Origin of the sequence: Thermogemmatispora sp. (assembly GCF_019683755.1) — a bacterium.
Lineage (GTDB): Bacteria > Chloroflexota > Ktedonobacteria > Ktedonobacterales > Ktedonobacteraceae > Thermogemmatispora.
Genome location: NZ_JADGHT010000088.1, coordinates 1 through 14,782, shown reverse-complemented (window position 1 = coordinate 14,782; position 14,782 = coordinate 1). Strand labels below are relative to the sequence as shown.

Below are 14,782 nucleotides of genomic sequence, written 5' to 3'. Positions count from 1 at the left end.
GCTAATGTCTTTGACGAAATTGAATAACTATGTTAAAATAAAAAGCAGGGACACTAACCATTCCTGGGCCAGGTAGCAGGTCGTGGCGGAGCCTGGCCCTGAATTGTCCGCAAGGAAGATTGCATCAAGAGGCCTGGGGAGATGACTGCCCCGGTGAAGAAGAGAGAAGCATGCACCGGTTGATAACCAGAGACCCTGTGAGTGGTGGAGAGCTGATTGTGACGCGCCTTGAATGCCCGGAGAGCGGTGTTGTAATCGAAGGGCGCTTCAGTTTGGGCTGGATTGGGCGCCTCACTCCCGAGCAGCTTGATTTTGTAGAGCGCCTGGTCAAGAATCGTGGCAATATTCAGAAGCTGGCGAGCGAGCTGGATATTGCCTACAATACGGCGCGCAGCCGGCTGGACGAGATCGTCGCCGCTCTTGGGGGGCCGCCCGAAAATGAGGCGCGTCCCAGCGTTGATCGGCGCGCGATTCTGGATCGTCTGGCTGCGCGTGAGATCACGGTTGAAGAAGCAATGCGCCTACTGAGAGGTCAGTCCGATGGCGGTTCCCGCTGAGGAGCGTGATCGCATACTGCGCTTAGTCGAGGCTGGTCAGGTTAGCGCCGCTGAGGCCGCTCGTCTACTCGATGCTCTGGCTCCCTCGCCTGCTGTGGAGCCGGCCATTCGTGCCAGGCCGCGTCAGCGCCTGGTGCATATCCGGGTCACTGATCTGCTGCTCCATCGTCCCCGGGCGAGCGTGACGATCCCGGTGGAATTGATCGAGGTGGGTCTGCGCCTGGCGACACGCCTGGCTCCTCAGATTAGTGGAAGCGCTTTAGAACAATTGCTGCGCGCTATCGCTCAGGCCTCCACCGGGCGCCTGCTCGACTTCCAGGATTTGGAGGAGAACGAGCGCGTAGAAATTTTCCTCGAGGAACGCTAGCAGAGAGCCGAAACTCCGGTACCTGAGCGTCAGAGGTTTAGCCTGCAAATCGTTGGCAACTTGCTCCTGATAGACTGGCTCTCTGGTGAGAGAGCGCGGCAAGGAGCAAATTGTGTTTCTGCCTGGCCAGGCTCAGCCTGGGTCTGTAGGCCCTTGCTCACCCTTGTCACTCCTGTCGCCCATTCGCTGGATCTCGTCCGTCAGCCGCTCTGGCGCGGAGTGGGCGTGATCGAGGGGATCTCCAGTAAGGATCGAGCGGAGATTCCTTATCGTCTCTGCTGGCAAGCTAGCCAGGTTGCTTGCTCACCGGCTCCGGTTACTCCGCTCCTGAAAAAGCTTGGCCTGGCCTTTGAGGAGGTAGCGATATGCAGCAAGCGGTAAGTGTTGGTCCACAGCCGCATATCCGGGTGGGCCGTGTCAGTGGTGATTTAATCGTGCGTTCTGGCAAGTCGCAGCGTGTGGTCATCGAGACCGATGGGGTTTTGAGCGGGGGACCGAGCTGTGAGGCTGAAGGCCGCTTGATGGTGGGGGATTGTCATGGTGATCTAGAGCTGTTCCTGCCTGCGGATGCTACGCTACAGGTAGACTGGCTGGCTGGTGATGGGAGAGTGCAGGGCATTCGTCGCTGCGAGCTAGGGAAGGCGCGCTCTGATCTGGTGGTGGAGCGTATTGCTGAGGCGCTGGTGGTTGGTCATCTGGAAGGCGATCTAGAGGTGCGAGGGGTGCCCCTGGTGCGCGTGCGTGATGGAATCGGCGGCGAGGGTCTGGTGAAGGATGTCGAGCAGCTTGAAATTGCCTCGCTGGGGGGTGATCTGGTTGTTGAGGGCGCGGGCGCGGTCTTGATCGGCTCGGTTGGTGGCGATCTACGCTTACCCGCCGTTGCCACCTCGCTACGCTGCGGGCGTGTTGAGGGCGATGCGCTGGTGCAGGGGGGCAAAGATACAGGCGTCGTGCTGGGGATGGTCCAAGGCGATCTAGAGCTGGTTGGAGCGGCTCGCGTCCAGGTGGGAAACGTCGAGGGCGATGTGATGTTGCGCGATATCAGTGGAGAAATAGAGATTGGACAAATCGGGGGCGATCTCGATGGTCGTGAGCTGGCTGGCCACCTGAAGATCAGCCAAGTGCTCACCGATGCCGTCTTGAAACGGGTGCGTGCCTCCCTTGAGATTGGCTCGGTAGAGGGCAGCCTCTCGCTGCAGGCAGATTTCCCAGAAGGCTCTTCAACGCGCCTGAATGTCAATGAGGATGTGGTGCTCACACTACCAGCGCAGGCGAATCTCACCTTGCGGGCGGTAGTCGGCGGTGAGGTCAGCGGACTTGACCTCGGTCAGGGTCTGGAAAAGGGCCGTCTGCTCTCGCTGGTCTATGGCTCCGGTGCAGCGCAAGTGGAACTCTACGTTGGGGGAGACCTGCGCCTACAGGGAGAAAGCTATCCACATGTGACTGAGGGTGTCTTTCGCCCCTTTCTCTGGACCTGGGAGGACTTCGAAAGCGAGATGAGAGCATTCGGGCAAACGATGGCAAACCTGGGCCAGGAGCTGGCTCATGATGTGAAGCGCCTGGCTCAGGATCTGGCACGGGAACTGGCCGAGACGGGAGAGGAGTATGGTGCTCACTGGTCTGATGAGGTGCTGCGCATCCTGGAGGAGCAGACGCGACGCGCTCGGGAACGAACGGCGAGCTGGGAACGTCGTTTTGCTCGTATCTGGCCTCGAGGTGGTGGGCCACGAGTGCGTCTGCGCTTCCAGGAACATGAGTGGCAGATGGACCCGGAACGTCTCTATCGCATGCTTGATCAGGCCCAGCGCGCGACTGCTGAGGGTGTTGTGGGGGCAATAGAGGCTGTGGAACGCGCTCTGCGCAATCTAGGACTCTCCTCAGCGGCTCAAACACGTCGGCAGACCTCATCAATGGCCCCTGGTGAGTCCGGTCCAGAAAAAGCCGCGGCTGCCGCAGCTTCTCTGGCGAATGCAGCCTCATCGGCATCTACTGATCAGAGAACTGATGAGGAACAGGTGCAGCCGCAAGTTGCCGCAGAGCCAGCGGCTCAGTCGCCCTCTAGCGAACGTGAGCGCGAGGCAATTTTGCGCATGGTGGCGGAAGGGCGTCTCTCGCCAGAAGAAGGGGATATGTTGCTAGAAGCCCTGGATGATTAAGGTCGCCCCTGTCTCGCGCTCCCCAGCGGCGGGGCGGCAACGGGGTATCTGATTCTGCCAGCACAGGCGCAAGATCAAGTCGCCGAGTGAGAAAACAAGGGGTCTGGCCGTTGTCATGTTGCTGGCGAGAGAAACAGAGGTCCCTGGTTTCTGTGGCCCAGACGACCGCTCACTTGCTTGCTACCTTGCTGCCTTGCCGCTGCACAGCGCCTGCGCCTGCCTTGTTTCTCTCCATGTGCATAGCCTAAATGCCGCTTTTCAGACCTTGAGTCTGCACAACTAACGTTCTCCACGGGGCGAATTGTGGTATAATTACAACCGCTATCAATATTTCTGACCACGCGGAGCCGCCACGAGAGGGGTTTGTTTTGCCACTGGCACTTTCTCTTAAAGAATCTCAGTTTTTGCTAGTATACGGAACGTATCCTGTATCCACCCACTATTTCAAAGGATCAAGGTAGTTAGATGCAACAGAGCCGAAACTGGCGTGAACTGCTGGCAAGCCTCATTAGTGACCCGCGGCAGAAACAAATGCTGGCCAACAAGTTGGGGGTCACGCCGCTGACCTTGACGCGCTGGGCCGAAGGAGAGTCACAACCGCGTCCCCAGAATCTGAGGTTATTGGCCGAGGCTCTCCCTCAGTATCGCTCGGAGCTGCAACAAGCTTTCAGCGAGGAATTCGGCCTTTCCAATTTTGGAGAGCCGATGTTAGAGCTGGAAGAGGAAGAGATCCCCTCAGCCTTCTATGCTCGTGTCCTCAATACCCATGCCACGGCGCTAGCTATGCTGCGCTTCTGGTCCATCGCCAGCCTCATCCTTCAGCAGGCGATTGGGCAGCTTGATCCGCATCAAGTTGGCATCGCGATCACGGTGGTGCAGTGTATGCCACCCTCTGGCCCCAACAGCAAGGTGCGCAGCCTGCGGAAGCGCGTTGGTATCGGAACCGGCCCCTGGCAAAGCAGTGTGGAGCAGAAGGCTGGTTTTTTGGGAGCAGAGTCGCTGGCCGGCTATACCGTGGCCCAGGGGCGACTGATCGTGATCCAGGACCTGACGCGCGATCAGGGCTATTATCCGGCGCGTCCGATCGAGGGAGAGGTGGGCTGTGCCATTGCACCAATCCTGCGCTCTAGCTGTGTTGCTGGGGGGCTGTTAGTCTCCAGCACGCGAACTGACTTCTTCTCGCCTGGGCGCAGTCGTCTTGTGCAAGAGTATGCGGACCTCCTGGCGCTGGCCTTTGAGCCACATGAGTTCTATGAACTCCAGCGCATTGATCTGCAGGCGATGCCCCCGCTAGAGATCCAGGAGGAATATTTCAAGCATTTCCAGCGACGTGTCGCTGCTTTGATGCGTGAAGCAGCTCTGAATGATCGTCCGCTGAAGGTGACGGAGGCAGAGCAGTTAGTCTGGCAGCAATTAGAGGAGGAGCTGCTACAATTGCCTCTGCCTGAATTACAGGAGTGAGGTTCAGATCGGGGAGAGCGCAGCCGGGGGTGTATTCCCGCTCCCTTCGCTTCCTCGCGCTGCCCTCACCCTCTTGTTCCTCCTCCCTGGCTAGCTCTTCTGCTCTGCATGCCTGCTTGCCGACTCCTCTTCTCCACCCTGTCAGCGCCCTATCCGCCAGCACTGGTGGCCCAGAAAGTGCTGGGGATCTGCCTTCTCCTTGGAAACGAGGAGATATGAGAGATGGCCTCCCTCACTTTCTCTCTCCCTTCCGCTGCCAGGGGCGACCTCCTGGGGTCATGCGGCTAGCGCGCTTGGCTGTTCCCCATACCTGGGTCGCATTTTTCAGCGAGCATGGCGAGGAGGGAGCTACCTACGGCAAGGAGCCTGACCCGTTGCTGTACGGGAGTGATGAAGGGTGACATGGTGAAGGGGGACATTCAGCAGTCCATTCACCGTGGTGAGTAGCGGCTCCTGGGCTGAGAATAAAGCTCCATAGCCCTCGTGCTGCTGGACAGCGGGAGCTGTTTGCCTGTCTGAGTAGAGTCTAGCTTGGACAAGGAGGGCCTGCGTGATCCCCACCCCAGCCAGCAGATGATGCTGGCGGTTTCCCTCGCTATCGTATAGGGACGGGCTTTCCGCCTGAGTTTGCATTACAGGCTGTTTGTGGAATAAGATGGGAAGGCCGGGGGCATTGAGGGCCTCCTGAGCATCTACTACAAGGTAGCTGAGATGGCGAATAGGTTGCGGAAGGAGTGTTTATGCAGAAGCGACGCTTAGGCAATACCGACATGGAGATCACGCCGCTGGGATTAGGAACGTGGGCCATTGGTGGGGGCAATTGGAGCTTTGGCTGGGGGCCACAGGATGACGCCGACTCGCTGGCGGCGATTCATAAGGCCCTTGACCTGGGAATCAACTGGATCGATACGGCGGCAGCCTATGGTCTGGGACACTCAGAAGAGATCGTTGGGCGGGCAGTGCGCGAGCGTGGCCCCAACGAGCGCCCGTACATTTTTACGAAGTGCTCGCTTGTCTGGGATGAGACCAGCAATGGTCAGGTGCGCAATGTTCTCAAGGCTGATTCGATTCGGCGTGAGGCAGAGGCAAGCCTGCGCCGGCTAGGGGTCGAGGTGATCGATCTCTATCAGATTCACTGGCCGGTGCCCGACGAGGATATTGAGGAGGGTTGGAGCACCCTGGCCGAGCTGCAGCGTGCGGGCAAGGTGCGCTATATCGGTGTCTCGAATTTCGATGTGCGGCAAATGGAGCGGGCGCGGGCCATTGCTCCGATTAGCTCACTGCAGCCACCCTATTCGCTGATTCATCGTGAGATCGAGGCTGAGATTCTGCCCTACTGTCAAGAGCACAACATCGGGGTGATTGTCTATTCCCCGATGGCTTCGGGCCTGCTGACGGGGCGCATGACAAAGGAGCGCGTGGCGGCGCTGCCCGATAACGACTGGCGGAAGCGTCATCCCGATTTCCAGGAGCCACGTCTGTCGCGCAATCTGGCCCTGGCGAAGCTCCTAGAGGACATCGGCTACCGCTACGGGCGCACGGCGGGCGAGGTAGCGATTGCCTGGACGCTGCGCCATCCAGCGGTGACCGGAGCGATTGTGGGGGCACGTCGGCCTGAGCAGATCAGCGAGGTGATCGGGGCGGCAGAGTTCCGTCTCTCGCCCAGCGATCTGGAAGAGATTGAAAATTTCCTGCGTGCCAATCCCTGATGGATCGTGGCTAAAGAAAGGTCAACTCTGGCGGTGAGGCCGGACAGGCCTCACCGTCACGGCGCCAGCCGGTTCCTAACTCTTCCCCCCAACTCTTTCCTCGCTCTGCTCCGCTCCGCTTCGCGGTCCCCACATTCTGCCTCTCCCGTCTGCCGTTATCTTTCGCCTCTCATTTCAATTTCCGCCTGGCTGATCTGCTGGGCCTGGTTTTGGTCAGGGACGCTGGCCTTGCTGAGGTGAGTGGGGCTGGTGGGCGCCGAACGTGGCTGGAGCGAGATGAGGGCTACACTACCCAGGATGATGAGCATGGCTAGTAGTTCGAGGGGCGTAACCTGCTCATGAGCAAAGAGGACCCCCAAGAAAACGGCTACCAGCGGGTTGACGTAGGCGTAGCTGGTGGCTAGAGCGGGCCGTACGCGGCGCAGCAGGTAGCCGTAGGCACAGTAGCCAAGGAGGGAGCCAGCGCCGACAAGATAGATGAGAGACAAGAGCGCGCCCGGCGCAGGCGGCAGGCTGGGGCGCTCGCCCAATAGCAGGCCAATGCTGAGCTGGGCCAGGCCTCCGGCCAGCATCTGGGTAGCGCTGGCCATCAGGCCAGAGGCCAGGGGCAGGCGCGTACTCCAGACGGAACCCAGCGACCAGCAAATAGGGGCGATGAGAAGGGCGATGGCCCCCTGGGGGTTAGCCCGCAGGCCGCTCTGCAGGTTGAGCAAGATGACGCCGGCGAAGCCGAGGAGCAGGCCGGACCATTCAAGGCGTCGTGGCCAGCGCCCGCTCAGCCCAGCAAAGAGGGCCGTCCAAAGCGGGACGGCAGCCAGGGCAATAGCGGCCAGACCGCTGGCGACCCATTGTTCAGCAAATGCAACCATGCCATTGCTGCCGACAAGCATCAGGACGCCTATACCTGCACCCGCCAGCCACTGACGGCGGCTGGGCCGCGGCTCGCCGCGCAGGCGCAGGAAAAGATAGAGCAGGATGCCGGCACAGACGAAGCGTAGGCCGCCCATGAGAAAAGGTGGAAAGCTGGTCAGCGCCTGGCGCATGCCCAAATAGGTCGAACCCCAGATGAGATAGAGGGCAAGCAGGGCCAGGATGATGCCCAGCCGATCGACAGGGCGCAGGCTGCCCTGTCGCTGGCGGGCCGCTGCGGCCCCTGATCGCTCAGGACTAGTGGCCAAAACGAGACAATCTTTACTCACAAACGTTTTGATTTGTTCTCTCCGCATAGCTCTTAATAAATATGCTGCTAATAAGGTAAATACGGACAAAACGATATGCTAGGACACCTTGGATTAACTGGCGTCACAGGGCGGGAAGCGGTTCGCTCCGTGGCGTAGCTGGTGCTGATCTATCTGGCTGGCTGGATCGGAGGTGAAAGGCAGGTGTCCGAGTCCAATCGGGATCGCTTGCAAGGGTATCTATACAAAATTCTAGGCGCCTGCGCGTCCCCTGGCTACAGCCAATAAAGGGCAAGTGAGAGTGGATTGGCTCTTGTTCTGGTCAGGCGACCGAACTGCGCTAGGCCGACTGCTCCGTGTTTGCTCGTTGAACGGAAAGATAAGGAGGGGGAGAGGACAAGGATCAACGCCAGCGACGTGCGGCTCGGGGACGCTACTCGCCTGTGCTGCGCACCGCTGTTGGCTCGCCCTGGTCTGATTGCAAGCCTGGGAGGCTTGTCGAGTCTGCTCGCTCCATGCCCGACCCGTCTTCCTGCTCTCCTGATCTGCCGGCTGGCCGAGCGGCGCACGCTGGGAGGCCGAGCAGTTGGAGAAGATGCGCACCCGCGGCCAGGAGCCGCGCGGCGATCGTTGGAAGCAGACCTATCGCGAGCCGGCTGGCCGGATACCAGCAGGCTGCCACCGCCGCCTCGCGGCTGGTGCTGGGCCACCGTGGAGCAGCTCGTTGCGAGGAGTGAGTATGGAACCTCCATTAGGTGTGATTAGAGAACTCGGCGAGAGCCTATTGTAAGAATTCCTAATATTGTCGCGAATATTCCGGATCTTAGGGATCTAAAGAGCCTATCAAGCTTAGTGACGAAGATGGCCTTCAGCGAGGAGATCTGCTTGTATGTAGAACAAATGGTAGTATCAACCTGCTAGGTAAGTCTGCTGTAGTACATACTGATTTGGAACCAAGACGTGACTTTGCCTCGTATCTTTTACGGTTTCGCTTTTTAGAGAAGAGCATCTTTCCCTTCTGGTTTCATTTCTTTATCAGTAGTGAGCACGGAAGAATGTTGATTAAGGATAACGCGATTTCCTCTGCAGGTCAGCATAATATTAGCCTATCCGCGCGGCATTCAATGCCTATCCCCCTCCCTCCGCTTGAAGAGCAGCGGCAGATTGTCGCCGAAGTATCCCTATTTGTTAATGGAGCCTTTACATTCCCATAACAGAGCCGTAAAGCAGAGATAAAGCTCTGGCGACATACTCGCAGCGTGGCAATTGGATAAGCAGAACATGAGCATCACGAGTGCGCGACTCATCACGACCGATCAAAGGCCGAGGAGCCGTACGTGCTTGTACGTGCTATTCACGAGGAAGTGAAAAACCTTGCAGAGTCATACTGGAGGATTCCTCACCTGTGGCCACTGTGGTACCCCGAACGCGCCCGGTGAACAATTCTGTATCAACTGTGGTTACACGCTGGCCGGACCGCCAACCGGCGTCTATACTGCCGTAGCCTCCTCGTCAGCGGTCACCGGAGGAGATCGGCGGATCACTGGGGCCCTTAGTCCTGGTGCCCTGCTCAGCGGACGCTACCGCATCGTCGCCCTTGTTGGCAAAGGGGGCTTTGGAGCTGTCTACAAAGCCCTGGACTTGCGCTTCTCGGCTCGCCGGCAGGTCGCCATCAAAGAGATGGGCGACGCCCTGCTCACCCCCAGCGAGAAAGCACGTGCCCTGGCCGACTTTCGTCAAGAAGCAGATCTCCTGGTTCAGCTCCAGCATCCCAACCTGCCCAATGTCAGCGACTTCTTCGAAGAAGCCGGCAAAGCCTACCTTGTCATGGAATTCATCGAAGGCAAAACGCTAGCGAAGATCCTGGAAGAACACGGCGGACCACTCGACGAAGCGACCGTCATGGGCTGGGGTCTGGAGCTATGTGCTGTCCTGCACTACCTGCACACTCGCTCCCAGGTGATCATCTTTCGTGACATGAAGCCAGCCAATATCATGCTGACTCCAGAAGGGCAGCTCAAGCTCATTGATTTCGGCATCGCCCGCATCTTTAAGAGCCAGGTCACACGTGACACCACCCTGCTCGGCTCTCAGGGCTATGCTCCACTAGAGCAGTACGGGCGCGGTCAAAGCGATGCGCGCTCCGACATCTACGCCCTGGGGGCCACGCTCTACGAGCTCCTCACCGGTGAGCTACCCCTTGACGCCCCGGCCAGGCGCCTCAATCCTAGCCTCTTTCAGACCCCACGCGCCTTGAACCCGCAAATCTCTGCCGCCAGTGAAGAGATCATCCTGACGGCGATGGCTGAAGATCCAGCCCAACGCTATCAAACTGCCGCTGACATGTACATGGCAATCCTGGCTGCTGGCTTCAGCACCCCTGGCGCCATGAAAGGCTCCCTTTCTGGCCTGCCCAATGTCGCCGCGACTGGGCGAACAGCCTCGCCCGTGTCCCCGCCACCGGTGAGCGCTCTGCCAGTGACGCCGCTGCCCTCCGGCAGTCCACCGACGCCGGTAACCCCATTACCCGTAACGCCGGGCCAGGGACCCCAGGCGCAGCTTGCCGTTCGAGGAGGGAGACGCATCTCGCGCCGCCTGCTGCTGACCGCAGGGACAATGAGCCTTGTCGCGGGCGCTGGCCTGCTCAGCCTCCCTTTCTTCCTCTCGCGCCAAAGTAGCGGAGGAACGACGGGAGTGGCCGGGCAGATTGCTCTCAGCTTTGTCTACAGCACCGAAAAAGAAAGCTGGATCAGCACCGCCATCGCAGCCTTTAACCAGCGCGGGGTGACCCTGCGTGGCAAACGCATCACCCTGCCGCAAGTCGAAGAGCGTGGCTCGCTCGATGCCCGAGGCCGCATTCTCAATGGCCAACTGCGGCCCATCGCCTGGAGTCCGGCCAGCACACTGGAACTCAACCAGCTTAATGATGCCTGGAAGGCCGCCCACGGAGGCAAAGAGATCGTGGCCTCCTCAGCAGACCTATCACCACGCTCGCTCGTCTTCAGCCCCCTGGTCTTTGCAGTCTGGGAAGAGCGCGCGCGCCTCCTGCTTCAGCGTTACCGCACCATTGACTGGGAGGCCATTCACAGCGCCGTTCTCCTCAAAAACGGCTGGCAGGACCTGGGGGGGCCTGGCGACTGGGGTCAGGTCAAGCTGGCCCAGACTCGTCCCGATCAGTCGAATAGCGGCCTGCTGAGCATTACCCTGCTGGCCTATGCCTACTTCCATCAACAGCGAGGCCTTACCAGCGACCAGGTACGTGACAAGGGTTTTCTGCGCTACTTCGGAGATATTGAGGGAGCCGTCACCCAATTTGGGCGCAGTAGCGGCACCTATCTAGAGCGTGAAGTCATCCTCAAAGGGCCATCCTCCTATGATCTGGCCTTCACCTACGAAAACCTCGTGCTGACCTGTCAGGCGGAAGCCCATCAGCGCCAGGGCATGGCCCTACTCCCCTTCTATCCAGGCCTCAATCTGCTGAGCGATCATCCCTTTGCCATCCTTGACGCCGAATGGGTCACCAGTGAGCAGCAAGAAGCGGCACTTCTCTTTCGCGACTTCCTCCTCGGCGAGGAGCAGCAGCGTGAAGCCCTCAAAAGCGGCTTCCGACCCACCAACGCCACGGTCACCATCTACGACCGCGTTGAGGACAATCCTTTTCTCGGCCTGGCGGGCAGTCTCAAGATACCAACGCAGCTTGGCCCCGAGGCACAGCCGCCAGCCGGCCCTGTGACCGATACCTTGCTTCAAGAGTGGCTCAGCGCCTACGGCAATAGTGCCACAGCCCCCAGTTAGCTGGCCTGGCAGAAGGGGAACAGGCAGAGGAGAAGCGCGGCCCCCAGGGCTGTGAGAGATGCAGCCCCAGCTAATTATCAAGCTGCCTCATGCTTTTGACACGAAAGGATCGTCAAGGACCATGGACAGAGAACACGATCGTGCGACCCTCAGCAGGCGGAGGCGGAGAACGCTCTGGATCAGTCTCTTTTGCTCTACCTGTGCTTTATTGTTGCTCTTCACACTGCTGCTGAGCTGTGATGCGCCCTGGAGCGTCACCGCTTCGCCGACGCCCACACCGGCCCCCTATGCGGTGACCTGTCGACACCATTCGCATGATCCAGTGACTCTCACCCTCTACTACGGCTCCGAGAAAGAAGCCTGGATGAGTGATGTTATTGCGGACTTTAACCACCACCATTACGCAGCCTGTGATGGTATTATCACCGTCAACGCCATTCCCATTGGCTCCGGTGCCTCCCTTGAGCAGATCCTCAATGGCAGTATCCAGCCTGACGTCTGGAGTCCTGCCGGCAGCGTCTGGCTCAGCCTGCTCAATGCCCGCTGGCACCAGAAGACCGGGCGAGACCTGATCGACATGGGAGCCAAGGCCACGCCCTCACTGGTCAGCAGCCCTGTCGTCATCGCCATGTGGAAACCGCTAGCTGCAGCGCTGGGCTGGCCACAACGCGCCATCGGCTGGAGCGACATCGCGCGTCTGGGAGACGATCCGCGGGGGTGGGCCGCCTATGGTCATCCCGAAGCGGGCAGCTTCAAATTCGGCCACACTCATCCTGCATATTCCAACTCCGGGCTTGACGCCATCATCGCCATGAGCTATGCCGCTCTAGGCAAGCAGCGCGGGCTTACCCTGGCAGATATCCAGGATCTGCGCGTCCGCAACTTTATCGCCGACATCGAAAAATCGGTCATTCACTATGGCGACAGCACCGGCTTCTTTGCCGATGAAATGTTCAACAAAGGGCCCAGCTTTCTCAGCGCGGCGGTCATGTACGAAAACCTAGTTGTTGAAGCCAATGACGGCCACAGCTATCCCCATCTTCCCTTTCCCGTCGTGGCTATCTACCCCAAAGAAGGCACTTTCTACAGCGATCACCCCTATGCCATTCTCCACGGCGGCTGGCTGACGCCGGCCAAAGAGAGCGCTGCTGAAGTCCTGCAAGCCTTCTTGCTGGCGCCCCAGCAGCAAGCCAAGGCCCTACGCTACGGCTTTCGTCCTGCAGTCCCCTCGATAGCTCTTGGCGCTCCCATTGACAGCGCTCACGGCGTCGACCCAGAGCAACCGCGGACCACCCTGCAGGTTCCCTCGGTGGACGTGGTCAATGCCATTGAGAACACCTGGCAGGCCCAGAAACGCCATGTCGCCGCCATGCTCATTCTAGATACCTCGGGGAGCATGAACGAGGGCTTCAACGGGATGAGCAAGATCGACGCCGCGCGGCAGGGCCTCAGCGACTTTGTGCGGCTTATGAGCGACGACGACATACTTGGACTGACGACCTTCAGTGATCAAGCCAGCGTCATCAGTCCGCTCTCGCCAGTTGGTGCCAAGCGTCAGCAAGTCCTCCGACAGATCGCTGCCATTACAGCGGACGGCGGTACCCGCCTGTTCGATACGATTGCTGAACAAGTCCAGGCGCTCAGCCGCTTCACCACCAATGACATCAAGGCGGTGGTCGTTCTGACCGATGGGCAAGATAACGTCAGCAAACTTTCTCTCAATGAACTGCTCCAGCGCATCACGCCGCAGGGGGAGGACGCCGGCAGAGGAATCAAGGTCTTCACCATCGCCTATGGCAACGATGCCGATGCGGACGCGCTGAAGTCGATCGCAGCAGCCACCGGTGCCCAGGAATATGCTGGCACACCGCAGAACATCCGCACGGTCTACGATCAGATCAGCCTCTTCTTCTAAGGGCACCTGGCCGAGGCCGAGACTAAGGCCGACCGAGAGGGGGCAATCAGCTCGCTGGTCTGAGTCGCTTGCTTGCTTGCTCTGTTCAGATACATCAGCGAATTCATGGGCCTTCCCTTATCAACCTAGGTGCCGTCTCACCGCCTACAGTCCAGGCCGGGACGAGTCAGCGTCTTGCTGATGGTGCCAACGAGCAGAAAAGGGAGGAAAGGAACGCCTCCCGTGCTACTCTCGGTCTCCGCTGCCGAAGCCCACGGGAAGCACTCCCCATCACGAAAGACGACGCTCTTGGCGAGAATTGGTAATCAGGCCCAGCTAACCCTGACCTTGTCAAAGCAGCCTGGTGGCGATAGAGCTAAGGCACTCGCTGTCGGCGGCCTACCCAACAGCATCCAGAGACGACCTGCTCTCTCTTGGCGCTGGGAGAGGAGAACAGCTAGCGGCAGCTCAAAGCTGCTTGCCTCTCGCCTGAGCGCTCTCTCTTATCTAGGCGGCGGTCTGCCTGCTGGCTCTCGGGCCTGGTGGCATAAGCAGCAGCGAGGCTCGTCCTCAACCTCCCAAGGCATTTGTGCTAGCTCTTCTCCTGCGCTACAATACAGAGAACGAGGAAGCCATCGTCAGAGAGCAGCAGAAGCAGAGGAGAAAGTGGCGTGCGAACCAACCGAGACAGCTTTGAGCAGAGCGGCCCTATGCCTGCCGGCATGGAGCTGCCTATTCTCATCAATCGCTGGATCGTTGCATTCAATGCTCACGACGTCGACGAGCTAGTCGCCCTCTATCACGATGGAGCCGAACTCTTCGACACCGGCATGCGCCACGCACGTCGAGGCCATCGAGAGATCGCACGCTGGTTCAGCCAGCGCTTTGCCAGCATGCCGACCATCCAATACACACCTACACGTCGCTTCTTTGGAGATGGGCAGGCCGCAATCTGCTGGATCGCCTCCGGTACCACGCCGCGCCTGCTAGGTCAATCCTGGCTCTCGCGGCCATTTCAAGTTGATGGTGTCAGCATCTTTACTGTCAGGCAGGGCCTGATTCTGCGCCAGAGTGACTACTACGACCATTTTTCAATCGTCGAGCAGGTCTTTCCACCGCTGCGTTGGCTCCCTTTCAGGCTCTAGGCTCAATCCGCAGCGCGGAGCAAAGCAGACAAGGGCCAGTGCCGTCAGAGCGCATCATATCTGGCTTAAGGAAAAGCCCTGTTCAACCGGGGCAGAAGCCCACGGGCCGACCAGGCTGGAAAGGACTGCAGCCCTCGGTCTGGCCTGATCAAGGCTCATGCCATCTGGCCAGATTGGAGGGTCGATCCTCAGACTGGCTTCCTTACTTCTCTGTTAAGCAAAGAAAACACTTCGCGGCTTCTCCTAGTCAGCCGCGTATTGATTGCTCTCCTGGAAAGGAAAGCGAGTTGAAGAGCCACCGCTCACTCTCTCATCCAGGGGGCCGTTGCTCCCCGACCCGGATTCCTCTTCCCTGACGTGCTGTCTCCCTCCTCATCCTTCCCGCGTCTCCCGGAACACGCTCAACCAGGCCTGACGGGTGAAGTATACTATCATCTATCGATCCGCCCGCTTGTTGATCTGGATCTGTGGACCATTGAGCCTGATTCCCTCTCCCATTCGTTTGCATTAACAAAACGAT

10 protein-coding genes are annotated in these 14,782 nt (G+C 59.3%); 9 read left to right on the top strand and 1 reads right to left on the bottom strand.

Going from position 1 to position 14,782, the window contains the following annotated elements; genetic code table 11:
* Positions 1 to 170 precede the first annotated feature (170 nt).
* From IRZ24_RS08220 to IRZ24_RS08195, 6 genes are all read left to right on the top strand, one after another.
* A complete protein-coding gene (locus IRZ24_RS08220; protein ID WP_297162352.1) occupies positions 171 to 557 on the top strand; it encodes a DUF2089 domain-containing protein in 387 nt (128 codons plus the stop codon).
* The gene (locus IRZ24_RS08215) at positions 541 to 924 is read left to right on the top strand and encodes a hypothetical protein (protein ID WP_297162350.1); all 384 of its coding nucleotides are present in this window, start codon (positions 541 to 543) and stop codon (positions 922 to 924) included. The genes IRZ24_RS08220 and IRZ24_RS08215 overlap by 17 nt, the downstream gene beginning before the upstream one ends.
* A 365-nt stretch (positions 925 to 1,289) precedes the next feature.
* A complete protein-coding gene (locus IRZ24_RS08210; RefSeq protein ID WP_297162348.1) occupies positions 1,290 to 3,080 on the top strand; it encodes a hypothetical protein in 1,791 nt (596 codons plus the stop codon).
* Between the two features lie 465 nt (positions 3,081 to 3,545).
* Entirely contained in the window at positions 3,546 to 4,541 is a 996-nt protein-coding gene (locus tag IRZ24_RS08205) for a helix-turn-helix domain-containing protein (RefSeq protein WP_297162346.1), read from the top strand.
* A gap of 215 nt (positions 4,542 to 4,756) precedes the next feature.
* Entirely contained in the window at positions 4,757 to 4,942 is a 186-nt protein-coding gene (locus tag IRZ24_RS08200) for a hypothetical protein (protein ID WP_297162344.1), read from the top strand.
* Between the two features lie 339 nt (positions 4,943 to 5,281).
* Entirely contained in the window at positions 5,282 to 6,250 is a 969-nt protein-coding gene (locus IRZ24_RS08195) for an aldo/keto reductase (protein WP_297162342.1), read from the top strand.
* 155 nt (positions 6,251 to 6,405) lie between these two features.
* Here IRZ24_RS08195 and yedA read toward each other — a convergent pair whose 3' ends face one another.
* Entirely contained in the window at positions 6,406 to 7,428 is a 1,023-nt protein-coding gene (gene yedA, locus IRZ24_RS08190; protein WP_297162340.1) for a drug/metabolite exporter YedA, read from the bottom strand.
* Between the two features lie 1,374 nt (positions 7,429 to 8,802).
* On the opposite strand from yedA, the gene IRZ24_RS08185 reads away from it, so the two are divergent.
* The 3 genes from IRZ24_RS08185 to IRZ24_RS08175 all read left to right on the top strand — a co-directional run bounded on the left by IRZ24_RS08185 (position 8,803) and on the right by IRZ24_RS08175 (position 14,262).
* Positions 8,803 to 11,223, top strand: a complete 2,421-nt coding sequence (locus tag IRZ24_RS08185; protein WP_297162337.1) for a protein kinase — start codon at positions 8,803 to 8,805, stop codon at positions 11,221 to 11,223.
* 121 nt (positions 11,224 to 11,344) lie between these two features.
* The gene (locus IRZ24_RS08180; protein WP_297162334.1) at positions 11,345 to 13,138 is read left to right on the top strand and encodes a VWA domain-containing protein; all 1,794 of its coding nucleotides are present in this window, start codon (positions 11,345 to 11,347) and stop codon (positions 13,136 to 13,138) included.
* A 650-nt stretch (positions 13,139 to 13,788) separates the two neighbouring features.
* A complete protein-coding gene (locus IRZ24_RS08175) occupies positions 13,789 to 14,262 on the top strand; it encodes a nuclear transport factor 2 family protein (protein WP_297162329.1) in 474 nt (157 codons plus the stop codon).
* Positions 14,263 to 14,782: the final 520 nt, after the last annotated feature.

What these genes read in the sequence shown, in the direction of transcription:
- IRZ24_RS08210 (WP_297162348.1), top strand. Translation starts at nt 1,290, where the DNA reads ATGCAGCAAGCGGTAAGTGTTGGTCCACAGCCGCATATCCGGGTGGGC.
- IRZ24_RS08215 (WP_297162350.1), top strand. Translation starts at nt 541, where the DNA reads ATGGCGGTTCCCGCTGAGGAGCGTGATCGCATACTGCGCTTAGTCGAG.
- IRZ24_RS08195 (WP_297162342.1), top strand. Translation starts at nt 5,282, where the DNA reads ATGCAGAAGCGACGCTTAGGCAATACCGACATGGAGATCACGCCGCTG.
- IRZ24_RS08205 (WP_297162346.1), top strand. Translation starts at nt 3,546, where the DNA reads ATGCAACAGAGCCGAAACTGGCGTGAACTGCTGGCAAGCCTCATTAGT.
- IRZ24_RS08220 (WP_297162352.1), top strand. Translation starts at nt 171, where the DNA reads ATGCACCGGTTGATAACCAGAGACCCTGTGAGTGGTGGAGAGCTGATT.
- IRZ24_RS08180 (WP_297162334.1), top strand. Translation starts at nt 11,345, where the DNA reads ATGGACAGAGAACACGATCGTGCGACCCTCAGCAGGCGGAGGCGGAGA.
- IRZ24_RS08200 (WP_297162344.1), top strand. Translation starts at nt 4,757, where the DNA reads ATGAGAGATGGCCTCCCTCACTTTCTCTCTCCCTTCCGCTGCCAGGGG.